The 22,924-nt window shown below is 45.3% G+C and carries 26 protein-coding genes, 7 tRNA genes and 1 pseudogene; 4 read left to right on the top strand and 30 right to left on the bottom strand.

What is annotated here, in order from left to right:
* Nucleotides 1–114: 114 nt before the first annotated feature.
* The 3 genes and pseudogenes from ABDB98_RS02555 to ABDB98_RS02545 all read right to left on the bottom strand — a co-directional run bounded on the left by ABDB98_RS02555 (nt 115) and on the right by ABDB98_RS02545 (nt 1,043).
* Nucleotides 115–243, bottom strand: coding sequence for a phosphatase (locus tag ABDB98_RS02555; protein ID WP_076983039.1), 129 nt, complete (start codon nt 241–243; stop codon nt 115–117).
* Nucleotides 200–328: pseudogene (locus ABDB98_RS02550) on the bottom strand (tetratricopeptide repeat protein); the annotation flags it as partial. The gene ABDB98_RS02555 and the pseudogene ABDB98_RS02550, both read right to left, overlap by 44 nt.
* Nucleotides 329–401: 73 nt before the next feature.
* Nucleotides 402–1,043: an FMN-dependent NADH-azoreductase gene (locus ABDB98_RS02545; RefSeq protein ID WP_438421255.1), complete on the bottom strand. Its 642-nt coding sequence runs from the start codon at nt 1,041–1,043 to the stop codon at nt 402–404.
* Between the two features lie 197 nt (nt 1,044–1,240).
* On the opposite strand from ABDB98_RS02545, the gene ABDB98_RS02540 reads away from it, so the two are divergent.
* Nucleotides 1,241–1,744, top strand: a complete 504-nt coding sequence (locus ABDB98_RS02540; RefSeq protein WP_045925214.1) for an RrF2 family transcriptional regulator — start codon at nt 1,241–1,243, stop codon at nt 1,742–1,744.
* Nucleotides 1,745–2,515: 771 nt separating this feature from the next.
* Nucleotides 2,516–2,941: a hypothetical protein gene (locus ABDB98_RS02535; RefSeq protein ID WP_438421254.1), complete on the top strand. Its 426-nt coding sequence runs from the start codon at nt 2,516–2,518 to the stop codon at nt 2,939–2,941.
* 593 nt (nt 2,942–3,534) lie between these two features.
* Here ABDB98_RS02535 and ABDB98_RS02530 read toward each other — a convergent pair.
* The 8 genes from ABDB98_RS02530 to ABDB98_RS02495 form a co-directional block, all read right to left on the bottom strand.
* Nucleotides 3,535–3,618: transfer RNA gene (locus ABDB98_RS02530), tRNA-Leu, on the bottom strand.
* Between the two features lie 62 nt (nt 3,619–3,680).
* Nucleotides 3,681–3,762 (bottom strand) — tRNA-Leu (locus ABDB98_RS02525).
* A gap of 8 nt (nt 3,763–3,770) precedes the next feature.
* Nucleotides 3,771–3,846: transfer RNA gene (locus ABDB98_RS02520), tRNA-Lys, on the bottom strand.
* Between the two features lie 33 nt (nt 3,847–3,879).
* Nucleotides 3,880–3,954 (bottom strand) — tRNA-Gln (locus ABDB98_RS02515).
* Between the two features lie 11 nt (nt 3,955–3,965).
* Nucleotides 3,966–4,040, bottom strand: a tRNA-Glu gene (locus ABDB98_RS02510).
* Between the two features lie 19 nt (nt 4,041–4,059).
* Nucleotides 4,060–4,150 (bottom strand) — tRNA-Ser (locus tag ABDB98_RS02505).
* 3 nt (nt 4,151–4,153) lie between these two features.
* Nucleotides 4,154–4,228, bottom strand: a tRNA-Asn gene (locus tag ABDB98_RS02500).
* Nucleotides 4,229–4,363: 135 nt separating this feature from the next.
* Nucleotides 4,364–4,813, bottom strand: coding sequence for a SprT family protein (locus tag ABDB98_RS02495; RefSeq protein WP_049627932.1), 450 nt, complete (start codon nt 4,811–4,813; stop codon nt 4,364–4,366).
* A gap of 99 nt (nt 4,814–4,912) precedes the next feature.
* On the opposite strand from ABDB98_RS02495, the gene cmpA reads away from it, so the two are divergent.
* Nucleotides 4,913–5,026: a cortex morphogenetic protein CmpA gene (gene cmpA, locus ABDB98_RS02490; protein WP_003156164.1), complete on the top strand. Its 114-nt coding sequence runs from the start codon at nt 4,913–4,915 to the stop codon at nt 5,024–5,026.
* Between the two features lie 9 nt (nt 5,027–5,035).
* On the opposite strand, the gene ABDB98_RS02485 is transcribed toward cmpA, so the two are convergent.
* The 14 genes from ABDB98_RS02485 to acpS form a co-directional block, all read right to left on the bottom strand.
* Entirely contained in the window at nt 5,036–7,195 is a 2,160-nt protein-coding gene (locus tag ABDB98_RS02485) for a Tex family protein (RefSeq protein WP_438421253.1), read from the bottom strand.
* Nucleotides 7,196–7,267: 72 nt separating this feature from the next.
* A complete protein-coding gene (locus ABDB98_RS02480; protein WP_049627930.1) occupies nt 7,268–7,870 on the bottom strand; it encodes a PP2C family serine/threonine-protein phosphatase in 603 nt (200 codons plus the stop codon).
* Nucleotides 7,870–8,658 carry an RNA polymerase sigma factor SigB gene (sigB, locus tag ABDB98_RS02475; protein WP_016937168.1) on the bottom strand — a complete coding sequence of 263 codons (789 nt, stop codon included), beginning with the start codon at nt 8,656–8,658 and terminating at the stop codon, nt 7,870–7,872. Before sigB ends, ABDB98_RS02480 begins: the two co-directional genes overlap by 1 nt.
* Nucleotides 8,624–9,106: an anti-sigma B factor RsbW gene (gene rsbW, locus ABDB98_RS02470; RefSeq protein ID WP_003156173.1), complete on the bottom strand. Its 483-nt coding sequence runs from the start codon at nt 9,104–9,106 to the stop codon at nt 8,624–8,626. Before rsbW ends, sigB begins: the two co-directional genes overlap by 35 nt.
* Nucleotides 9,103–9,432, bottom strand: a complete 330-nt coding sequence (locus ABDB98_RS02465; protein ID WP_016937169.1) for an anti-sigma factor antagonist — start codon at nt 9,430–9,432, stop codon at nt 9,103–9,105. The genes rsbW and ABDB98_RS02465 overlap by 4 nt, the downstream gene beginning before the upstream one ends.
* A gap of 63 nt (nt 9,433–9,495) precedes the next feature.
* Entirely contained in the window at nt 9,496–10,503 is a 1,008-nt protein-coding gene (locus tag ABDB98_RS02460) for a PP2C family protein-serine/threonine phosphatase (protein WP_016937170.1), read from the bottom strand.
* A gap of 11 nt (nt 10,504–10,514) precedes the next feature.
* A complete protein-coding gene (locus ABDB98_RS02455; RefSeq protein WP_003156178.1) occupies nt 10,515–10,916 on the bottom strand; it encodes an anti-sigma regulatory factor in 402 nt (133 codons plus the stop codon).
* 2 nt (nt 10,917–10,918) lie between these two features.
* Nucleotides 10,919–11,284, bottom strand: coding sequence for an RsbT antagonist protein RsbS (gene rsbS / locus ABDB98_RS02450; RefSeq protein ID WP_003156180.1), 366 nt, complete (start codon nt 11,282–11,284; stop codon nt 10,919–10,921).
* A 4-nt stretch (nt 11,285–11,288) separates the two neighbouring features.
* Nucleotides 11,289–12,110 carry an STAS domain-containing protein gene (locus tag ABDB98_RS02445; protein ID WP_003156182.1) on the bottom strand — a complete coding sequence of 274 codons (822 nt, stop codon included), beginning with the start codon at nt 12,108–12,110 and terminating at the stop codon, nt 11,289–11,291.
* Nucleotides 12,111–12,230: 120 nt separating this feature from the next.
* Nucleotides 12,231–12,581 (bottom strand): type II toxin-antitoxin system endoribonuclease NdoA, encoded by a 351-nt coding sequence (ndoA, locus tag ABDB98_RS02440; RefSeq protein WP_003156187.1) that lies wholly within the window; start codon nt 12,579–12,581, stop codon nt 12,231–12,233.
* 5 nt (nt 12,582–12,586) lie between these two features.
* The gene (endB, locus tag ABDB98_RS02435; RefSeq protein ID WP_003156188.1) at nt 12,587–12,868 is read right to left on the bottom strand and encodes a type II toxin-antitoxin system antitoxin EndoAI; all 282 of its coding nucleotides are present in this window, start codon (nt 12,866–12,868) and stop codon (nt 12,587–12,589) included.
* Between the two features lie 119 nt (nt 12,869–12,987).
* The gene (gene alr, locus ABDB98_RS02430) at nt 12,988–14,157 is read right to left on the bottom strand and encodes an alanine racemase (RefSeq protein WP_438421251.1); all 1,170 of its coding nucleotides are present in this window, start codon (nt 14,155–14,157) and stop codon (nt 12,988–12,990) included.
* A 116-nt stretch (nt 14,158–14,273) separates the two neighbouring features.
* Nucleotides 14,274–15,281 (bottom strand): LolA family protein, encoded by a 1,008-nt coding sequence (locus tag ABDB98_RS02425; RefSeq protein ID WP_016937172.1) that lies wholly within the window; start codon nt 15,279–15,281, stop codon nt 14,274–14,276.
* A 164-nt stretch (nt 15,282–15,445) separates the two neighbouring features.
* Nucleotides 15,446–15,811, bottom strand: coding sequence for a holo-ACP synthase (gene acpS, locus ABDB98_RS02420; protein WP_342007386.1), 366 nt, complete (start codon nt 15,809–15,811; stop codon nt 15,446–15,448).
* Between the two features lie 92 nt (nt 15,812–15,903).
* On the opposite strand from acpS, the gene ABDB98_RS02415 reads away from it, so the two are divergent.
* Nucleotides 15,904–16,503 (top strand): rhomboid family intramembrane serine protease, encoded by a 600-nt coding sequence (locus ABDB98_RS02415; RefSeq protein ID WP_016937174.1) that lies wholly within the window; start codon nt 15,904–15,906, stop codon nt 16,501–16,503.
* Here ABDB98_RS02415 and ABDB98_RS02410 read toward each other — a convergent pair.
* The 5 genes from ABDB98_RS02410 to ABDB98_RS02390 all read right to left on the bottom strand — a co-directional run bounded on the left by ABDB98_RS02410 (nt 16,500) and on the right by ABDB98_RS02390 (nt 22,903).
* Nucleotides 16,500–17,966, bottom strand: coding sequence for a PH domain-containing protein (locus tag ABDB98_RS02410; protein WP_438421250.1), 1,467 nt, complete (start codon nt 17,964–17,966; stop codon nt 16,500–16,502). The genes ABDB98_RS02415 and ABDB98_RS02410 overlap by 4 nt on opposite strands.
* Nucleotides 17,956–18,435: a PH domain-containing protein gene (locus tag ABDB98_RS02405; protein ID WP_029575265.1), complete on the bottom strand. Its 480-nt coding sequence runs from the start codon at nt 18,433–18,435 to the stop codon at nt 17,956–17,958. Before ABDB98_RS02405 ends, ABDB98_RS02410 begins: the two co-directional genes overlap by 11 nt.
* Before the next feature lie 116 nt (nt 18,436–18,551).
* A complete protein-coding gene (gene cshA / locus ABDB98_RS02400; RefSeq protein ID WP_438421249.1) occupies nt 18,552–20,039 on the bottom strand; it encodes a degradosome RNA helicase CshA in 1,488 nt (495 codons plus the stop codon).
* Between the two features lie 330 nt (nt 20,040–20,369).
* Complete coding sequence (locus ABDB98_RS02395; protein WP_438421248.1) at nt 20,370–21,740, bottom strand: UDP-N-acetylmuramoyl-tripeptide--D-alanyl-D-alanine ligase; 1,371 nt, start codon at nt 21,738–21,740, stop codon at nt 20,370–20,372.
* A gap of 77 nt (nt 21,741–21,817) precedes the next feature.
* Nucleotides 21,818–22,903, bottom strand: coding sequence for a D-alanine--D-alanine ligase (locus ABDB98_RS02390; protein WP_013351087.1), 1,086 nt, complete (start codon nt 22,901–22,903; stop codon nt 21,818–21,820).
* Between the last annotated feature and the right edge of the window lie 21 nt (nt 22,904–22,924).

Raw genomic sequence — 22,924 nt, 5'->3', positions numbered from 1 at the left:
TTAAATAGCAACTTTATTACACCCATTTTATCCCTTTTCATAAATTCAGGGCAACTAATTGGGCAGCAATTATAGTCAAAAAAAGGCCTGCCCTTTTAAAAAGATTAAGCCTTTTTAGTACCCTCGTGCGCCTACCCTATCAGCAGCCACTTTGACTTCTGTACTTTGATCATCTTGCAAATAAGTTATTGAAAATACACTACTTAAAATCTCCGCTGTCAAAAGAATCCGCCTGATTTTCATTAATAATCTCCCCTTGTTTAATTTTTCGTCTTGCTTCAATACTCATACGATAATATTCATTAGAGAGCATTAAATTTCCTTTTTGTATTAATTTAGGAAGGAGGGCTCGACCAATTACTCCAGTCCCCCCCAAGCAACAATGATCTTCATACTATTTCTTATTTACCTGCTAATCTTGAAGCAGCTTCTTCAACTTCTAAATTTGCTTTTTGTAATACACCCTCCGGATTTAGTACATCTGTTCCTTGCACTCGGATAGTTTGATAATCCTCAATACCTAAGAAATTGAACATTGATTTCAGGTATTTATGAGAGTATTCAACTTCTGTATACCAATCATTATTTGTATAGATTCCTCCACTTGCTTGGATGACAAGCATTCTTCGTCCGTCTTTAAGCAGACCCACTGAGCCAGTGTCAGTATATTTAAATGTTTCACGTGCGATCATGATATTGTCCATATAGTCTTTTAATTTTGATGGAATATTGAAATTATGCAAAGGTAAAACGATGACATATGTTTTTGCACTTTTGAATTGTTCCAATACTTCTGTCATGCGTTCTGTTACTTTTTGTTCCTTGCTTGTCAGTTCTTCGCCCTTGCCTGCCTTTTCCCATGCGCTTAAAACTGTTTTATCAATCATAGGCACTTCATCACTATATAAGTTAATTTGCTCAAGCTCTTCACTCTCTGGAATTAATTCTTTGTAAGCCTCTAAAAAGTGGTTCATTACCCCTAAACTGTATGACGATGTATCATCTACTTTTGGATGTGCGTTAATGATAAGTGTTTTGCTCATTTGAAACTCTCCTTTTAATTCATATTAAAGATTAAATTAATCGACGATTGAATCGGTCTCTAATATAAACCCTGTATTTTTTTTTGTCAAACGGAACAAATAATATACCTAAAGAAGGGTTTTATGATTGACTATCACCAAAAATACTCCTAAGATACAATGTGATAACCCTTAAAATCAAAAGCAGGTGAGTTTATATGCAGTATAGTGTTGGGGTTGAATATGCTTTACATTGCCTGGTTTATTTAATAGATGTTCCCTCCAAGGAAAGTGTCGGGATTCGGGACCTTGCAGAGTTTCAAGGACTTTCAGAAACATTTCTTTCAAAAGTTTTCGGTAAATTATCTAAAGCTGGTATTGTAAATTCTGTCCCTGGTGTAAAGGGAGGATATAGGTTAGCAAAAACCCCAGAAGATATTTCCTTTTGGGATGTAATAGAGGCTGTTGAAGGACCAAAACCCATTTTTCAATGTAAAAATATTGTAAGCAATGGTCTGCTTTATCGAGACAAATGCAACTCCTGTGAATCCAGCAATTCCTCTTGTACAATTAATTTGGTAATGCTTGAAGCAGAAGAACACATGCGTAAGTATCTTCGTAATAAAACGCTCGCATGGTTAAATAAAGAATTGGACGTAGTATTGCCTAAAAAAACTAGGATAGATACTCGGGAATACTTCATAAAAAAAAGCTCTGACTAAATTAATGAGTCAGAGCTTTTTTGTGCTTAAAGATGCCTTTAAACAAGAATAACAATCTTCTTATTTAACGGACTAATTTCAAAAAAGGAAGGAGAAATGTAAAATGAAAGCATGAATGACACTGTATCTTAGGCTCGCTTGAGGAATTAGCTTTTTATCTTCTGCAGCCGATCGATTCGGAATATGGGGGACACCTGGCAAGCCTAATGTCGTATGGGGAAATATTGAAAATTACACGGATTATGTTGCTGCCTTAACTCCTTTTATACCAGATGCTCTTGTACCGATAGCAGGATGGATAGCAACTATTTTTGAAACCATCTTAGGAATACTTTTGATCATTGGTTTCAAAACAAGCGTAATGTGGTCTCGCCCAATGGGTGTGATAGTTTTTTCTTTTGGTAGTATCTTGACTTGTCCGATTTTGTAATTCAGTGTAGATAGACAGAGTAAAAAAGAATACGTATTAATCTTGAATAGCACAAAAAACACTACCCTTTTCGTTACTTTAGAGAAAGGATAGTGTTTTTTCGTTTTGCGGGTATCGGAAAATCTTTGCTATTAGCAGTACCTCAATAAGAAGATCGCAATTTCCACTTACCTAGCTATAAGACTTACATGTCTGATTTGGGATGTTTGGGGTACAAAAGTTGAGTTACAAACATTATCATCCAAAAGAATGTTTACTGTAATTATTTTACATGGTATTATTTGTATTATGAATACGAAATATGTATATATAATAAATGAAATTAAAAGGAGTGCTTGATCGTGAATCTTAAGTCCATTTTCAAAGGAGTATCATCGACTCTGATAGCTGGTGTAATTGTTGGGACTTATACTATGCCTGCTTTTGCGGAGTCGACTACAAGTGTATCGTCGAAAAATTATGCAGTTACAAGTGAAGTATTCAAAGCTCTAGACAGGGAGGTTTCAGAGGGCTCTGTTGATCAATCAAGCTGGAGTCGGGAGTTCGAATTAGATGAGAATGACGGAGCACACGGAAGTAATGACATAAAAATATCAATTGATGGAAAAGTTTCAAGAACCATCGCACCAGGCAAGCAAGGCAACATTTCTGCCGAGGTTAAAAATGGTTGGTTTGGTTGGACATACAATTACACATTTACAGCTTCACCAACGGCTCAAGGTGGTACTGTTAAGATGGAATATAAAATTGCTCAAAGAAATAATTAACGAATTACGGAAAGGTAATCACTCATTACCTTTCCGTAATTTCATCATTTTTTTAGTTTTTTAAAAGATTCCTTACTTTCTATACTTTGGAGATAAATTCACTCCAGGCTTTTCATCTTCTCTTTTTCTAGAAATAAAAGGTTTTTGTATTAAATCCTATATGATGCAAATCAAACCCATTAGTAATTACTTTTCTCCCTGCTCCTGCTTTTCCTGTTCTTTTCCCTCAATCTTATGAAATATTAACATGTCCTATATTTAAGGGTTATACAGCGCTCATTATCATTATTTACACCTTTTTTGATGTTTTTTCATATTTTCTGGACAGTAAAGGGGAGTAAAGAAACCTTGACCCCCTCACGAAGATAAGCAAAAAAAAAACGAAGGGAATCCTCCGTTTTTTTATGCTCCAACTCGGTCGGCCGCTATTTTAAATCCTTCGTTTAAAGCCTCATCACCCACACACAAAGTGGGAAAATGCTAAAAAGCTACTTAACACCATTACTGACCTACTATAAATAAGTGGACAGTAACAGATGAATTTCTATAAACAAAAAATACCAAAGGTATCTAAACCCTTGGTATCATTGAGATGCGGCCGAGAGGACTTGAACCTCCACGGGTTATTCACCCACTAGGCCCTCAACCTAGCGCGTCTGCCATTCCGCCACGACCGCGTGCTATGAAGCTGTTTTTTCACTAAGCATGTAAGCTAGTGATCAGCACTTTGAAAAGAAAGTGCGGGTGAAGGGACTCGAACCCCCACGTCGTAAGACACTAGATCCTAAGTCTAGCGCGTCTGCCAATTCCGCCACACCCGCGTGACAAGTGGTGAGCCATGAAGGACTCGAACCTTCGACCCTCTGATTAAAAGTCAGATGCTCTACCAACTGAGCTAATGGCTCGCTCTAAAAGTGATTCAACATTTTAAAATAAAATGGCTGGGCTAGCTGGATTCGAACCAACGCATGACGGAGTCAAAGTCCGTTGCCTTACCGCTTGGCTATAGCCCAACGAAGGTAAATGGTGACCCGTACGGGATTCGAACCCGTGTTACCGCCGTGAAAGGGCGGTGTCTTAACCGCTTGACCAACGGGCCGTCTGGTTGAGAACTTATCTGGCGGAGAAGGAGGGATTTGAACCCTCGCGCCGCTTACGCGACCTACACCCTTAGCAGGGGCGCCTCTTCAGCCACTTGAGTACTTCTCCATATGGCTCCACAGGCAGGATTCGAACCTGCGACCGATCGGTTAACAGCCGATAGCTCTACCACTGAGCTACTGTGGAATAATCAGACTTTCTTCATTATAAATGATGCGACATATTGTGTCAAGAAGCAACATTTATTTTTTGGAGAAAGTGTCGTTGTCTCTCAACGACTTTTATAATTTAACATAGAACATTAAAATGAGTCAAGCCTTTTTAAAAAATTCTTTTGATTTTTCCTCTGCACTTTCCGCAGGCATATCTTTCCGGATTCATTGCCCGCTTCTTTATATACTGTTGGCCGCAGGCCGTGCATCTATACATATATGTTTTCTTTTGTGTCTTTTTTGTTTGGAGCGGCGTGCAGAATCTCGGCGCTCCGACTTTCTGAAGCAGGTCTCTGAAGTCTTTGTCTCTGTGCTTGTACCCTTTTCCTTCAAGGTGAAGGTGATAATGGCAAAGCTCGTGTTTGATGATGCCTACCAGCTCGCTCCGGCCGTGTTCGAGCAGATATTTGCGGTTTAATTCGATGTTATGGGAAGACAGCATGTACCGGCCGCCTGTCGTTTTCAGCCGGTCATTGAAAAAGGCCCGGTGACGGAACGGCTTCCCGAAATCCTGTGCAGAGATGTCTTCCGTCAGCTTTTGAAGTTGTTCGTTATCCATATGTGCACCCCGCTTTAAAAACATCGAACGGGACAATTCACCGTTCGCATACAATGTGTTAAAACCGCCCTCTAACTAAAAGCTGAGGAGGAATGAGCCATGCCGAATTGGCTGATGAAACAAATGCAAAAAGCGTTTTTAGAAAAGGACAATTACCAAATCAAACTGCTGAACCAGTGTTGGTATTTCTACAGAAAAAAACACTGCTCGTAAGCAGTGCTTTTATTTTACCATAGACAGCGACACTCTGCCTTTTTGCGCGTCCACCCCTTCGACCCATACGGTGACAATGTCTCCGACCGATACAATGTCGAGAGGATGTTTGACGAACTGATTGCTCAGTTTCGAGATGTGCACAAGCCCGTCTTGCTTGACGCCGATATCGACGAAAGCGCCGAAATCCACAACATTGCGGACGGTGCCCTGCAATTCCATTCCTTCTTTTAAATCCTCAAGCTGCAGAACGTCTTTTTTCAGCAAAGGCTTCGGTACTTCGTCACGGGGGTCGCGTTCCGGCCTTGTCAGCTGTCCGCAAATATCTGCAAGTGTAATTTCCCCTATACCGAGCTCCTCAGCCGTCTCAGACAGCGGCAGTGCGCTGATTTTCTCTTTTACGTCCGCGCTTCCGATCTGTTCTGCAGTGAGCTGCAGTTTTTTGAGCAGCGCCTTTGTCTCTTTATAGCTTTCCGGGTGTATCCCGGTGCGGTCAAGCGGCTCCTGGCCTCCGGGCACTCTCAAGAAGCCGATGCATTGTTCATATGTTTTTGCGCCGAGGCGCGGGATTTCTTTCAGCTCTTTACGATTTGTAAATTTGCCGAGTTCTTCCCTTTTTTTGACGATATTGCCGGCGACGGTTTTGGATAATCCGGCTACATATTGAAGCAGCGCGGCGGATGCTGTGTTGACATTTACCCCGACTTGGTTGACGACGGTTTCTACGACAAAACGGAGAGATTCGTTTAATTGCTTTTGGCTGACATCATGCTGGTATTGCCCGACACCGACGGATTTAGGATCAATTTTCACAAGCTCGGCCAGCGGGTCCTGCAATCTCCGTGCGATGGAGACGGCGCTGCGCTCTTCGACCTGAAAATCCGGAAATTCCTCACGGGCGATTTCTGACGCGGAATACACGCTTGCTCCGGCCTCATTGACGATGACGTAATAAATGTCCCGCTCTGTTTCTTTTAACACATCAACGACGAATTGCTCTGTCTCCCGTGATGCCGTGCCGTTTCCGATCGCCACAACCTCGACTTCGTACCGGTCCAGCAATTCTTTGATTTTTTTCCGGGCTTCCGCTGTCTTTTTGACGGGAGCGTGCGGATAAATGACGTCGATTTTCAGCACTTTTCCCGTCTCGTCAACGACTGCCAGTTTGCATCCCGTACGGAAAGCCGGATCGACGCCGAGCACGACTTTTCCCTTCATCGGCGGCTGCAGCAGGAGCTTACGCAGGTTTTCGGCGAAAATATGGATCGCCTGCGCGTCTGCTTTTTCTGACAGCTCTTTGCGGATGTCACGCTCAATAGCCGGCTGGATCAGGCGTTTGTAACTGTCCTCAATGGCTTCTTTCAGCGTTTCTTTCACAGTCGTTTCACGGTGTTTGATGATTTGCTTTTCTAAATAAGCTTTTATCTGATCGGCGGGCGGTTCGATCGCAATCTTTAAAATGCCTTCTTTTTCACCGCGGTTCATCGCGAGCACTCTGTGAGGAACGACCTTTTGAATCGGCTCTTCGTACTCGTAGTACATTTCATAGACGTTTTTCTCGTCGTCTGCGGCTGACTTGCCTGCTGTGGAAGTGAGAATTCCTTTTTTATACGTTTCCTGGCGGATCCATTTTCTGAAATGAGGATCATCCGAGATTTGTTCGGCTATGATGTGCTTCGCGCCTTCAATGGCTTCTTCCCTTGTGGCGACTTCTTTTTCTGCATTGATATATTGATCAGCGGTTTCGTGAAGGCGGTTGTCTTTCGGGAGTGAAAGAATATAGTCCGCAAGCCGTTCAAGCCCTTTGCTTTTGGCGACGGTCGCTTTTGTTTTCCGTTTTTGTTTAAAGGGACGGTATAAATCCTCGACTTCCTGAAGCTTGGCCGCTTGTTCGATTTTTTGCTTCAGTCCGTCCGTCAGCTTGTCCTGTTCGGCGATCAATCTGATGACTTCTTCTTTTCGCTGCGTCAGGTTTTGTATGTACTGCCACCGCTCGGAGATTGCCTGAATCTGCACCTCGTCCATTGAGCCGGTCTGCTCTTTTCGGTACCGCGCAATAAACGGAACGGTATTGCCGTCTTCAAGCAGGCGGATGACACTTTCGACATGTTTTTGGGATAATGCTGTTTCTTCAGCAATTTGTTTTTTCAAAAGGGCTAATGTTTCCATCTCACCAAAGCCTCCATCTCTTCATTCTTTCTCTAGTGTATCAAAAAACGGCGGAACATAAAAAAAGCAGCCTTACGATAAAAGCTGCCCGAGAATATAGGTCAAATCATCACGTCTGGATGTTGTGTACGGATGAATTGATTTTGATATATCTTCTATTGAGTGTCCCTGCTTTAAGCAGGTGCGGATATGCGGAACCTCCAGCCCATCCGTGTAGATGATGAATGTCGCCCCTTTTTCGTATGATGACGTATACGTTTTGTATTTTTGCGGTTTGCCTGAGAGGTAACCCGAAATCGGGAGCGGATGAAAGACTTCGCCTGATGGGGAGTGCAGAAAGAAACGGACATTCCCTATCGAACAGTATGTCAGTTCTCTTTTGGTGAAATTGATTTTTAAGATGGAGGCAGTCGCTCCTCTTTTGTTTTTCATCGCTTGGTTACAGCGCTCAATGATGCTTTCCACATCCTCATCCGCATATGTTTCCACGATGTCTTTAATGGCTGAGGAGGATTCGTTGGCAAGGGATCCGCTGCCGAGACCGTCGGCTACCGCGCAAACCAATTCCTCTTCATCCGCCTTCATAAAAAAGCTGTCCCCGCATATGGACTTGCCTTCTTTATTTAATTGGTATACAAGAGTTTGAACATGTTCGTTTTCTTCAACCTGAATCATTACATTAGCTCCATGGAGGGATCTCCAATCAAGGCCTCTCTCAGTTTTTTCACCGCTTTCCGCTGAAGGCGCGAGACGTGCATTTGAGATATTCCGAGAATGTCCCCTGTTTCTTTTTGGCTTTTATTTTGCACAAATGTTAGATCGATAATTTGTTTTTCGCGGTCAGACAGCACATGAAGCACGCTTTGGATCATCATCTGCTGGTTGACGCGTTCGTATCCTTCCTCGTGCGAACCGACGATATCAAGGATCGTGACGGTGCTTCCGTCTGCATCCGCTTCGATGCTGTGATCGACAGACAGCGCCTGATAGCTTTTTCCCATCTCCATCGTTTCAAGCACTTCCTCTTCTGACACATCGAGAAAGGCTGCGATTTCTTCGACTTTCGGCGACCGCTGTGTCTCTGTCGTCAGCTGATCCACCGCCATTTTAATGCGCGGCCCGAGTTCTTTAATCCGTCTCGGGACGTGTACGCTCCATGTTTTATCTCGGAGGAAGCGTTTGATCTCCCCGATGATGGTCGGAATCGCAAATGCTTCAAAGGATTTGCCGACCTCCGGATCATAGCGTTTAATGGCACCGAGAAGCCCGATCATCCCGACCTGGCGGAGATCCTCGTGAAAGCTTTTTCCTTTTGAATATTTCTTTGCCAGCATTTCGACGAGATTGGTATACACCTCGACGAGTGTCTCCTGGGCTTTTTTATTATCATGTATTTGAAAGTCGCGTATGAGCCGATCAACTTCATCTTTAGTTAGTTTCGTAGTTTTTGATGGTTGTGCCATGATCAACTCGCTCCCCATTTAAATACTTTGTCATCGCCACGGTTACGCCAGAGTTGCTTTGAACTTTGACTTCATCCATGAGCGTTTCCATTAAATATAGACCGAGTCCTCCTTCTGACAATTGATCGACTGTGTGCGAAGGTGTGTACGGCCCGAGATCCTGCTGCTTCTGATCAAAATCAAAGCTGTCTCCCTGATCGGCGACAATGACCTCCAGCCGGTCCTCAAACACACCGAACCGCACGGATACTTCTCCCTTGTTTTCATCTTTGTATGCATGCTGGACAGCGTTTGTACAAGCTTCGCTGACAGCGATTTTCAAATCTTCAATGTCATCGTAGGTATAGCCCATTCTGCTGGCGACACCTGATAATGTAAGCCTGACGATCCCTACGTATTCCGGTTCAGCCGGAATTTTCATCTCAATATAATCAACTGATGTACTCATTGCACGCCACCTTCTGACTTTGCCGAAATGTCAATGATGTCCTTAAGCCCCGTAATTTCAAACAGACGGACGAGCCGATCGGAAAGATTCTCAAGCTTCAAAGAACCGCCTTCCTTGCTCACCGTTTTAAACACGCCTACAAAAACGCCTAAACCCGTACTGTCCATATAGTTTACATCTTTTAAGCAGATTCTCATGTTTTTCCCCTCGTTTGCCAAGGGCATCAGCTTTTCACGAACCACCGGAGCTGAGTATACATCGATTTCTCCAGCGATATTGATTTGTATATCTGAAAGATTCTCCTTCATATCTACCGTTAAATTCATCGTATCACCTCTGAAAGTTATCCTTACTCGTACTAATGGCTTTTTACCCGTGCTGCTGTTTTGTTAAACCTTTCTTTTCAAAACTATTAACGTAAAATCGTCATGAAGCTGAAAGTCCTGGAGTCTCAGCAGGCTGTCGTAAATATTTTTGACCATATCCTGCGCCGAGCATTCCATATGTTCTTCCAGCATGCGCTGAATGTCGCTGCGCTCCAAGAAACCGTTTTCGGTACGACATTCGGTGACGCCGTCAGAAAAAAGAACGATCATGTCTCCTTCGTCCATGTGCTGTTCGTATTGGCTGTAATCAAAATCCTGAGAAATTCCCAGCACCAATCCTTTTGCCTCCAGATCATAAAACTTTTTTTCTTTTTCAGAGTAGTAGAAGCCCGGTTCATGCCCCGCAGAAGCATAGGTAAATTGGTGATTTTTCGTATTGTAGTTTGCGTAAAACATGGTGATAAACATGCTTGAGTCCACATTCTGTTCTACAACGCGGTTAAGGTTTTTCAACACTTGGGAGGGGTGAATGCCGATCTCTGGAAGAGAGTCCATGGCATACTTGATCATCGACATGCACAATGCGGCGGGTATTCCTTTTCCGATGACATCGGCTATCGCGATGTTAATCGATTCCTTGTCTTTGACAAAGTGATAATAGTCCCCGCTCATCTGCTTGGCGGGAACGCTGATCGCCCCGATATCCAGCTCTTCTTCTTCAGGAATTTTTGTGCCCAGCAGCGTCTGCTGGACATTTGCGGCAATTTCAATTTCTGAACGAAGCTCCTGCTGGATATCTCTCAGACTTTGATGTTCCTGATAAGCCATTCCGTAGCCAATCATGACTTCTATTAAAAAATCCAGCGAATGAAAAACATCTTCCGGCAGATCCGGATACAGTTCCTTTATTACTTTTCGGTGGATGCTGATAATTTCCTCCGGAGGAACCTGATGTTCAATCGTTTTTCGGCTGAATTTTTGGGCTTGATATAAAGATGTTTCTGTTAATTCGGCTATATATCGGCTAAGCAGCTGATGATACCGCTGCTCTATAACCTCCCTGAAATCCACGTTCTAACCTCCTACCGAAGCCATTTCACGGCTTGAATCTCTGTTCCTTCCTCTGCAACAGATTGCAGGCTGAATTCATCCATCAGCCTTTTGACGCCCGGAAGCCCCGCTCCCAGTCCGCCTGACGTTGAAAAGCCGTCTTCCATCACTTTACGGATGTCGGGGATTCCGGGTCCTTTGTCTTCTGCTATGATTTTAAGGCCTTTTTTACCTCTGTCGTTTACTTGTTCTATGCTGACCTGGCCCTTGCCGGCATATAAGTAGATATTTCTGGCCAATTCTGAGATAGCCGTCGTGATTCTGGCCTGGTCCACCGTGCCGAAGCCTAATTCCTTCGCAACGTTGCGGCCAAGCTGTCTGGCGGCTACGATATCCCATTCTGTCATGATTTTCACACAGGATTGGTCGTTCATCGCTATTCCCCCAATTCCCGCTTCAATGTCTCAAGCCCTTGCTCTAAGTCGAGCGCTGTTTCGATTTCCTCAAGTGAGATTCCGAGTTCAATCAATGTGACCGCCACAGCCGGCTGAATTCCTGTCAACACGACTTTTGCGCCCATTAATTTTGACATGGTAATAACATCGCCGAGCACTTTCGCGATAAATGAATCGATCATGTCAACGGATGTCAGGTCGATGACGACCCCGTTTGCGCCGGTTTCATAGATTTTGTTCAGCAGGTCTTCTTGAAAATGCAAAGCAGTCTGGTCGTCAAGTTCCCATTGAATGGATACCAATAAGCAGTTATACAGTTTCAAGATCGGGATTTTTGGATGTCTCACAATGTTATTCCCCCAATGAAACGATTTTTCGATTTGTCATTTCAAGCGCTGTTTGAATTCCTTTTTGAAGGGTATTCTTCGTAATAACCTGTGACAAATCAATTCCCAGATTAACGATCGTCTGCGCGATTTCCGGACGGATTCCGACGAGCAGGCATTTCGCGCCGACAAGCCGCACCGCTTCCGATGCCTGGATAATATGGTGCGCCACCATCGTATCAACGACCGGTACGCCCGTAATATCAATCAATACAACCTGTGAACGGTGCTTTACGACGCCGTTTAACAGATTTTCCATAATGTGCTTTGCACGCTCCGTATCAATCGTCCCGACAAGCGGCATGACCGTTACATGCTCAAATACCGGGATCAGCGGAGCCGACAGTTCCTGAAGCGCGATTTTTTGCAAAGTAACTGTTTTTTCCCAGGAGATAGAATACTGATTTAAGATTTCCGTGTTGATCGGATTGAAAAAACTGTCTATTTCCAAAATCAAATCCGCTCTGTCCTGATCAGCCATATTAAGGTCGACCATCGTTTCGTAAAGCAGTTTCCAAAACTCTGACAGGGTGGCTGAAAGAAGTTTCAGTGACAGGCCCAGCTGAACGGCGCGCAGTGCGAGTTCACTGATCTGCTCTTCGGTAGCCTCGTCATTTTTAGTCGATAATAAAAGAATGTCTATATAATCTTTACAAATATTTTCACATATGTGATTCGTAAGCTGATAGTCTTCCTGATTGCCTACTTCTTTTAGTTTGGCTGTCCAAGTATCAAGCAGTTCATCATGCTGATCAATAATGAACTGATACACTTTCTGATTCGACATGGGTTTCACTGACCTCCCGACACAAAACAACAAATTTTGTTTGATTATCTCTTTATTATAGCGCTTATGTTTTTCGAAAACAAAAAAAGTTGCTCTATATGAGCAACCAGAAAAATATGACTAAAAATCAATGAGTGCCAAACTGATTTGCAGGGCTTCATCAACCTTATCCATCATTTCATCATCCAGATGAGTTATTTTATCCGTTAATCTTTGCTTGTCAATCGTCCGAATTTGCTCCAGCAAAATAACGGAATCTCTTTCAAAACCGTAGCGTTTTGCATCAATTTCGACGTGGGTTGGTAATTTCGCTTTCTGTATTTGGGCTGTTATGGCTGCAACAATAGCAGTCGGGCTAAAGCGATTTCCGATATCATTCTGGATCACTAAAACCGGGCGTACGCCGCCTTGCTCTGAGCCAACAACAGGAGATAAATCAGCAAAATAAACATCGCCGCGCTTTACAATCAAAATGATTATCCTCCGCTGACTAAGCGCTCAACGGTCGTTTCTGCTTCGCACTCAGCATAGTGAGCCTCAGAAGAAATGTTCAAGTTGATTTTCGCCATTTCCATATACCCGCGTCTCATCAAATCACGGTTGTGGCGAGTTGTCCGTTCGCTGACATACGCTCTCACTGCTTGTGATATCAGTTCGTTTCTGCTTCGTTTCTCCCGCATCGCTACACCATCCAATTCAGCTACTAAGTTTTCAGGCAAGCTGATTTTCATTTCGGTTCTTGCGCTGGATTCAGACAAAAAACATACACCTCCACCAAACTTACGGATACGACCAATTCATCCATCCAGACATAATGATACCATTATTCAAACGTCAAGCAAAGCTGTTTTATAAATTCTCTTTTTCCGGATGACGGCTACTTGCTTGTATTTTCTTGCAGTAAAGGATTTCTTACTTCCATTATACTCTCATTTTCCAAAAACATACGGGGAACGCGGGAACTAATGGTACAAGGGACCTCGTAATTAATCGTCTCAAGCCGCCCGGCGATTTCGTCCATCGTGATCGTTTCTTCTTTCTGGCTGCCGATCAGGGTGACTTTGGTGCCCGGCGGATAAGATTGGTCTAATTCGACCATCAATTGGTCCATGCAGATCCTTCCGGCAATGTTCATCCGTCTGCCGCCGATCAGCACAGCCGTGCCGCTCAGCTTGCGGAGCCATCCGTCTGCATAGCCGATGGGAACGGTTCCGATCCATTGATCCTTCTCTGCCGTATATGTTGCACCGTAGCTGACGCTTTCCCCTTTGCGGATTTTTTTCACATGGGATAAAACAGAGTGCAGTGCAAAAGCCGGATTTAATTGAAACGGAATTTCGTTTTGGATGTCAGCGGAAGGACGGAGCCCGTACATACTGATGCCAAAACGAACCGCGTTAAAGAAGCCTTTTTTAAGACGAAGTCCGGCAGCGCTGTTCGCGCAGTGAACCATCAATTCTTTTAAAGAAAGCGGAGCGATCAATTTTTTAAAGCGTTCAAATTGGAAGAGGAAATAATCTCTGTTTTTTTCATCCGCGGTTGCAAAATGGGTGAATACGCCTTTACAGACTAAACCGGGATTTTGGCCGAGGATTTTTAACACGCTTTGGATCTCTTCCTCCGTTTTGACTCCGAGTCTGTTCATGCCGGTATCGACTTTCAGGTGAAACGGCACTGTTTCACTTCCGAGGTGGCGCGCAGCTTCCTGAAGCCATTCAACAGAATATCCCGTCAGTGTGACGTCATATTCGGCAGCGGCTTGTACATATTCAGGGGGCACGGCGCCAAGCACGAGAATCGGCGCTGTAATGCCCCGTTTTCTCAAGGAGATCGCCTCATCCAGTATGGCTACGGCAAGACACGAGGCACCCGCTTCAAGCGCGGCTTTCCCGACTTCCAAATCTCCGTGGCCGTAAGCGTTCGCCTTTACAACCGCCATGAGATGGACGTTTTCGCCGATGTGTTTTTTCATATGTGTGACATTTTCTTTAATCGCAGACAGGTTGATTTCCGCCCACGTTTCTCTGTAAAAGGATGCTGTGTTCACTCGATACACTTCCTAGCATTATTTTCAAACCATATTGTTATTATCATACTAAAATTATGCTGCAAAGTGAAATGGAATCAAAAAAAGAGGCCGGCAGCGGCGGCCTCTTTTTGACGTTATTTTGACGACTGTCCCTGCATGCTTTTGGCGGCGGCCACCATTTCGTCTTTAGTAAGATCCTTCGATGACAGGAGATAATCCACTCCGTCATATGTCCACGTTAAAGACGTATCGGATAGTGCGGCGACCGTGAAGCCGAGATTAACCGGTTCGCCTTTCAGCGTGACGGCAGAGGCTGCTTTTGCGATTTGGGCTTTTTCTTGAATGAGCGTGAATGATTTTTCCCCGCCGTATGTCATGACGACCCGTTTGCCGTCCGCGGTTGAAATATCTTTCTCTTCAAGCTTTTTGACGCCGGCCGGCACTTGAAGCGGTGTTTTGACGGCAAATGAATCAGACGGCTTGGCGCTTGTGGCGACGTCCATCTGGGAAAGCGTCATATTTTTCTTCTCGTCAAAAGAGTCTTTGTCAAACGGTTTGTTGAATTCAAAGCTTTTGAATTCGACTTTTACCATCACTTTCCGGTCTGTATCCATGACTTTGACGAGCGACGGGCTCATGTCCTTTTTGTTGAAAGTGATTTCTTGCGTCGGCAGCATTTTGTTATGCTGATAGTTTGTTTTTGTTTCAAACGTGTACTTTTTATCTTTGGCGGAATAGACGGCGTCTTTGTCATTTTGCACGTCTTTTACAAGTGACTCAAACAAATATACTTGGCTGCTGTTATTCGGCCAGTCGCTTTGGAAGCGGAAGCTCTTATTTAAAGACGGCGTGAGGACAAAGACTCCGTTGGCGTTCCGTAAAATGACTTGATTTTGGTCTTTTTTCGGATTTTCCAGATAGACCCGGTACAGGGAAGGTTTTTTATGCCAGATTTCCACATTGTATACTTGCGGATCACTCCCCGTTTCAATGGTCATTTTGGCTTTTGCTTTGTACGAGGTGTATTCTTTCGCCTTCTTATCTAAACCGGTCACGATATCTTCCTGTGATTTTTGGCCGCAGGCCGAAAGAATAAGGACGGCAAGCAGTCCCGTTAAAAGCAAAACAAAGCTTTTTCTCACCTTTTTCCAACCCCTTCTTCTCAATTGATGTAAAGGGAAGAAATCGCTTGTTTGACTTTAACGGTACGCCCTGAACGGCCGGACGCGTACCATAAAAGCCTCAAACAACTTGTCTCCCTTAATGCACTATCAAATATATGAAGGGGTTTCGGCTAATATGCAGACTAGCGTGACAACCTTTCAATTACGACCTGCGCCGCGGCGTATTCTTTTGTATGGGTAATGGAGACGTGAATTGCCGCGCCGTCAAGCTTGGCGCAGGTCAGCACTGGCTTTCCGGCCGTATCCTTTCCGGTTTCAATATCCTGAAAGCTGAGCTCTTTGCCGATACCCGTGCCGTACGCTTTCGAAAAGGCTTCTTTTGCCGCGAATCTTCCAGCAAGAAATTCAATTTTCCTTTTGTCCGACAGCTGTGTAAAACGGACGTATTCACCGTCCGTCAATATTCTTTGCGGAAATCTCGTCTGCCGGCTGAGCATGTTTTCAATTCTGTGCAGTTCAACGATGTCGATTCCGATTCCGAAAATCATGTGAATTCCTCCTAAAAGTCCGTACTAAAAAACGGTTTGTGTCATAAACGTGTTACTATATATGTAACAAATCAAGTGCAAAGGGGCTTGCGATGTTTATACGAACGGAAAATTTCCAGACTTTTATCAGACGTTATCCCGCCGTCAGCTGTATTCTGGCGCTTCAGGCGTTTTTATGGCTGTTTTTCAGCCTGCCGCTTCATTCCGTCATGATGTGGTCAGATGCAGTGACCGGCTATAATTACGGCGTTTTCGAGGGAGAATGGTGGCGGCTGGTGACACCGATGTTTTTACACGCGAATTTCACCCATCTCCTGTTTAACTCCATGTCTCTGTTTTTATTCGCGCCCCCGCTTGAGCAGATGCTCGGAAAAGTCCGTTTTCTGATTGTGTACATCGCATCAGGCATCATCGGCAATATCGGCACGTATCTTGTCGAGCCGCTTGATTATGTGCATGTCGGCGCATCAGGGGCGATCTTCGGACTTTTCGGCGTGTATGTGTTTCTGACTGTATTCCGGAAAGAGCTGATCGGCCGGGACCAGTCAAAAATGATTATGACGCTGCTTGTCATCGCGGTGCTGTCGACCTTTATCAATTCTAATATTAACATTATGGCGCATTTGTTCGGACTGGCAGGCGGATTTTTGCTTTCTTTTTTATGCGTGCAGCAAAAAAAGCGGCGGTATTAACCGTCCGCTTTTTTATATGAATACCAGCGCCCGATGCGTTCGGCATCTTCCTCACTGACATCCTTCAGCATGACATGCTCCATGTGGTGAGCTGATTTCACTGCGGTAGCCACGGATGCGAGCCGTCTTCTTTTTTGCAGAATAGACCGGCTGACTTCCAGCATCTGCATTCTTCTTCTCAGCATAATCGTGGTCGTCTTCCCGATCAGCCTCGTGGTGATCTGAAGCCTGCCGCCGTTTATGCACCATGACGCTGTCCTAAACGAGGCATATCCAAGCACCAGTTCAGCAGGAAGCACAAGCAGCGAGGCATATCCCCACGGTTTAAACAGAATACAAAGCGGGATGATTACGAAAACCGAAAAAATAACGGATCGGAATAAATACCGGCGCAGCGCCCTTTTCGGCAAATGATTCCGGTTTTCTTCCAGCACGTAGTCCGGTGTGAAATCGTTCAGCATCACACCGAGCTTTGATCTGCGGATGATCGGAAACAGAATCGTCTGAGCGCCTTCTTTCTCATTCCCCGCCCTGCCTGCACTGACAATCGCAACCGTCGCGTATCCGAATAGCTGTCTGATGACATTTTCTTTAATTTTAATGGCCTGAATTTTACGGAGCGGGATCGTCACTTGATGCTTTTCAATAATTCCGCGTGTAATGACCAATTCATGTTCCTTTTTCTCTATTTTGAAGTTGGCATGCTTGATCATCATACCGGCGATGCTTAACAGCCAGGCGATGAACAATCCTATGAAAATGATCACGGCGTAAATCCCGATGCTCGCATGCTTGAGAAAAGAGAACCTGTCATAGAGCCAGTCCATCGGAAATACTTCATCAATCTGAGAAAAGAGGGCGAATACCGCTGAGATGATGACACCGATTCCCCCGGATGTTGAAGCCGCCATGAGCAGCTCGCCTAAAGACAGCCTGTAGACGGATTGCACATCACCCCTAGGCATCGGCTCCTGCTCCGCCGCTATCTCCCGGTGTTCTTCCAGCTCAGCTTTTTGCTGAAAAACCGCTGCTCTGATCCGTTCCGCCTCTTCCACAGTAATGGCGGATAAGACGGCCTCGGCATTTTTTCCGTCGCCGGCCGTTTCGATTTGCAGCTTAACCAGCTTAAAAAGCTGCTGAATGACACCTGCACTCGTATTCATTGATTGAATCCGGTCAATGGAGATGTATCTTTTTTTTGTAAAAAATAAGCCTTCTTCTATTCTGAATTCCCCGTCTTCAATGCGATATGTAAACTTTCTCCATTCGATCACGCTTGCTGCAATCAGCCAGATAAGCAAAACGGCGAGCGCAATGCCGCCATAAAAGCGGATGAAGTGGTTGGAATTGACGATATAGACGAGAAAAAACGGAAGAATGATATTTTTAATGGTTTCGATAATAATATGGAATAAGTTCAAAATCACGGCCGCCGGGTGCAGACGTTTCGGTTCAGACATCATCTTCCGTCACCCTTGCCAGACGGGAAATGGAATCCCTCAGCCGGTCAGCTTCCTCCATATCAAGCGCCGGAATGGAATGAACGGTCGCCGCCGTGGAGATTTTGACTGAGGCCAGGCGGTATCTTCTGAGAAGCGGGCCTTGTGAAGTATCTACGTGCTGCACCCTCACCATCGGCACAATGACCCGTTTGACAATAAAAATGCCGGATTGAATATCTATTTCATTTTCATGGACTTCATAGCGCCAGATCCTGTGCCTGATTTTCGGTATGGCATAGATGGATATCACTGAGCCGATGATCCAAATGATGCCGAGGACTCCGGTGATCCAATACGGCCAATGGAAAAAATGGCTTAAAACAGCTGCTGCTATAACGGCCAGAAGACAAACGGCGGACAGGATGATTTCCTGAAGACGCCAGACTTTTAAGCCGCTTGGACTGATTCGATTTTTTGGCTGTGCTCTCAACATACCTACCTCCCATTTTTTATCATACATACAAATACGGCTGATTTGCAAAAAAGATTCACTTTCCGGCATATCGAAAAAAAGCGGACCCTGTAAAAGGGTCCGCTTCCTGTGTTTTAGTATGATTTTTTCTGGCGTCTGTCACTTGAAGATGAACGGCGGTCAGTTGAACGTTTTTTATCGTAGGAAGAACGGCTGTTGTTTTTCCCTTTGCCGCCGCGGTAGCCGCCGCCTTGGCCGTCTCTGCGCTTAGAAGTACGCTGGTTTTTATAGCGTTTGCTGACCATCGGCGCTTCATCAGTGAGGCGTACAGGCGTGCTGTCCGGCTCTTTTGTCGCCATTTTGATGGCTGCAGCCACAACTGTCACTGCATCATGATCTTCTAACAATTCCGCAGCTGCCGTCATGTAGAAGTTCAGGTTGTTTTCGCTGATCGCCGTGCGCAGACGATCAACCGTCATCTGCTGCTGACCTTCTAATGCTTCGTCAAGCGTCGGCTCTTTCATGCGGTCCATTTTGCGTTTTGTCGTTTGTTCAATCGCGCGAAGCATGCTTTTCTCACGCGGTGTGATAAACGTCATCGCCATACCCGTTTTTCCTGCACGGCCCGTTCTTCCGATACGGTGAACGTAGCTTTCAGGGTCTTGAGGCACGTCAAAGTTATACACGTGTGTTACGCCTGAGATATCAAGTCCGCGGGCGGCAACATCAGTCGCTACAAGCACTTCGATTGCACCTTCTTTAAATTTACGAAGCGCAACCATACGTTTCGCCTGCGTTAAGTCGCCGTGAATTCCTTCAGCTGCATATCCGCGCAGGTTCAAGGCTTCAGCCAGCTCATCGACACGGCGTTTTGTACGTCCGAATACGATCGCAAGTTCCGGAGACTGAATGTCAAGAAGACGAGTCAGCGTGTCGAACTTTTTACGCTCCTGCACTTCCAAGTAGAACTGTTGAATATTGGAAACAGTCATTTCTTTCGCTTTTACTTTTACATGCTCAGGCTCAGTCATGAAACGCTCTGCGATCCGTTTGATCGGAGCAGGCATTGTTGCTGAGAATAGAAGCGTTTGGTGCTCGCTCGGCACGTTTGAGAGAATTGATTCGATATCATCAATGAAACCCATGTTCAGCATTTCATCGGCCTCATCCATGACAACCGTATTCACGTTGTTCAGACGGATCGTGCGGCGGTTGATATGGTCAAGAAGACGTCCCGGCGTACCTACGATGATATGCGGGTTTTTCTTCAATGCGCGGATCTGACGCCCGATATCCTGGCCGCCGTAAATAGGCAGCACTTTCGCACGCTTATCTTGTCCGATTTTATATAACTCTTCAGATACTTGAATGGCTAATTCACGGGTTGGCGCGATTACGATTGCTTGAATATCAGGAGACTCGGGGTTCATTTTTTCAACAAGGGGTATACCGAACGCAGCTGTTTTACCTGTACCTGTTTGCGCTTGTCCGATGACATCTTTATTTAAAAGTCCGAGCGGAATCGTTTGTGCCTGAATCGGTGTTGCTTCTTCAAATCCCATACGATTGATTGACTTCATGAGATCAGAACTTAATTGGAAATCTTGAAACGTTATAGTCAAATTATTCAAACTCCTTCTGATTGCTGTTTCAGTAATGTCGTGATTTACCACTAAAAACTGCCCTCTCATACAAAGGACAGGATCATACGTATACAAAGCCCGAATTACTTTACGTTTAATCTTACCATTACACTATGTGTTTTTCAATAAGGCGAGATGGTCAAGCTGCCGGAAGCGGCCTGACCGGATTCTTCCCGCAAATGACGCCGGCCCCCGCGCCGGGCGGGATTTTCCAGCCGGCGGTATTTCTTTTTCATACGGACAGAATTATTTCACCCGGATTTAGTTTCTTCATTTTTATAAATTTTTATGACGCTGATCAGTATTTCTTCAGTTCTTCTCTAATAAATCTTTAACGATTTCTTCAAGCTTCATACCTCTTGATGCTTTAAACAGAAGGAGATCGCCGGAAGCGGCCTTTTCCTGTATGGCGTGAAGCAGTTCTTTTTTTTCGAGATAATGGCTGACGCGGCCTTCTTCAAAATGCCGGCGTGCTCCGTCAGCGATGAACGCACCGAGAGTGCCGTACGTAAATACATGGTCGATCTCCTCCGGATTGATCGCAGCTCCGCATTCTTCGTGGAATGCCTTTTCATGATCACCGAGTTCAAGCATATCACCGAGCACGAGCATTTTCTTCCGGTAGCCTTTCATCGTTTCGATTAATTCGACCGCCGCTTTCATTGACGTCGGACTCGCATTATACGCGTCGTTGACGATAGAGATGCCGTTTTCCGTTTTGACCAATTCCAATCTCATTCCTGTCACTTTCAGGCGGCTCAGTCCCAGAGCGGCATTTTCCGGCGTAATGCCGAAATAGATGCCCGCGGCGTATGCGGCCATGGCATTCATGACATTATGTCTGCCGAGAACGGGAACAAAGAAAGAACGATCAATACCGTCGATACTGAAATAAGTGCCTTCTTCCGCCTGTTTCATTTCTTTCAGGCGGAGATCATTGTCCGCGCCTGCGCCGTATGTCGTTGTCCGGCAAGTGTACGCCTTTTCGCGAAGCAGCGGCTCATCCCCGAAATAAAACAGAACGCCGTCTTCCCGAAGTCCGTTTATAATTTCTAGTTTCGCCTCCGCAATTCCTTCTCTTGAGCCTAAATCCTGCATATGGGATTCGCCGATATTGGTAATGACGGCAGCTTCCGGTTCGGCGAGACGGCTCAGAAAATCAATTTCGCCTCTCGCGCTCATCCCCATTTCTAAAACGGCGATTTCTGTATCTTCAGGCATGGCAAGCACGGTCAGCGGCAGGCCGATATGGTTGTTGAAATTGCCTGCAGTTTTGTGAACGCGGTATTGAGTGCCGAGGACGGCGTGAAGCATGTCTTTTGTTGTCGTTTTTCCGTTGCTTCCGGTCACCCCGATGACCCGTGTGCCGAGCTCTTTTAAGTAAGCTTTTGCCAATATTTGCAGCGCCTCCAGCGTGTCATCGACAAGGATCACGGCACGCTCTTCGGGCGGATTCGGCTCAGAGCGGTCCCACAATACCGCGGAGACGCCTTTTTCGAATGCTTGCGGCACAAAGGTATGGCCGTTAAAATGCTCTCCTTTTAAAGGAATGAACAGCTGATTTTTTTCCAAAGTCCGCGTATCGGTTGCGGCGCCCTCAATCATTGTTTGTTCAAATACAGGATTTGTCAGTGTGCCTTTGACCATGTCGGCGATTCGTTTTACAGTTCGCTTTATCAAAGGTGGCACCTCGCTTTCTGAAAATGTTGTCTGTTACGGGAAAAGACACTGCCCCCTTCAGGCAGTGTCCGTTTTCATTAAAATGTATGTTTAATCAGCTGTTTTTCGGCATGGCGTTCTTTTGCCAGCTCAACCAGCTGCTCGATCAGATCGCTGTAATCTACGCCGGCTTCTTTCCACAGCAGCGGGAACATGCTGAATGGCGTAAAGCCCGGCATTGTGTTCACTTCGTTAATGAGCACTTGACCGTCATTGGTCAGGAAGAAATCGGCGCGGACAAGGCCTGAGCCGTCAATCGCTTTGAAGGCTTTAATCGCCATCTCGCTGATTTCCGCGTATTGTTCATCCGTCACTTGCGCGGGAATCATTAAATCCGTATCGCCGTCTTCATATTTTGCTTTATAGTCGTAAAAGTCGGTTTTCGGAGCGATTTCACCGACGGCGGAACATTTCGGTTCGTCATTTCCGAGCACGCCGATTTCGATTTCTCTGCCGGCGATTCCTTCTTCCACAACAATTTTCCGGTCATACTCAAAAGCCAGTTCGAAGGCTTTTTCAAGCTCTTCACGGTTTCGGCATTTACTGATTCCGACACTTGATCCGAGGTTCGCCGGTTTGACAAAGCACGGATACCCCAGCTCCTCTTCAACCTGCTGTAAGCAGCTGTCCGGCGTCTGTTTCCAATCCTTTTTTAAGAAAGCGGCATACTTCGCCTGCGGAAGCCCTGCTTGAGCAAACAAATGCTTCATGATGACTTTATCCATGCCGGCGGATGATGCAAGCACTCCGTTGCCGACATAAGGAACATTCAGCAGCTCCAGCAGTCCTTGAATCGTGCCGTCTTCACCGTTCGGTCCGTGGAGAAGCGGAAATACGACGTCAATCGGCGCCTTCTCGTCAGCCGACGCTTCAGGAAACATTTCCCGGTTCAATGCTGAAAGAGCGAAACTTTCACCGTTTTGTTCCAGCTGAAGCATTTTCACGTTGGAAACCGGTTCAGTCAGAAGCGGGCCTCTTTGCCACTCTCCTTTTTCAGTGATGTAAATCGGATGTATATCAAACTTATCAGTATTAAGCGCTTTTGTTACAGCCAGTGCTGTCTGCAGCGATACATTGTGTTCGGCTGACTTTCCGCCGTACACCAATCCTAGACTTGTTTTCAATGGATATTCCCCCCACAGCAA

The sequence above is a fragment of the Bacillus siamensis genome (assembly GCF_051628075.1).
GTDB classification, from domain to species: domain Bacteria; phylum Bacillota; class Bacilli; order Bacillales; family Bacillaceae; genus Bacillus; species Bacillus siamensis.
Note: the sequence above shows the minus strand (reverse complement) of the source record. Positions and strands in the feature narration are given on the sequence as shown.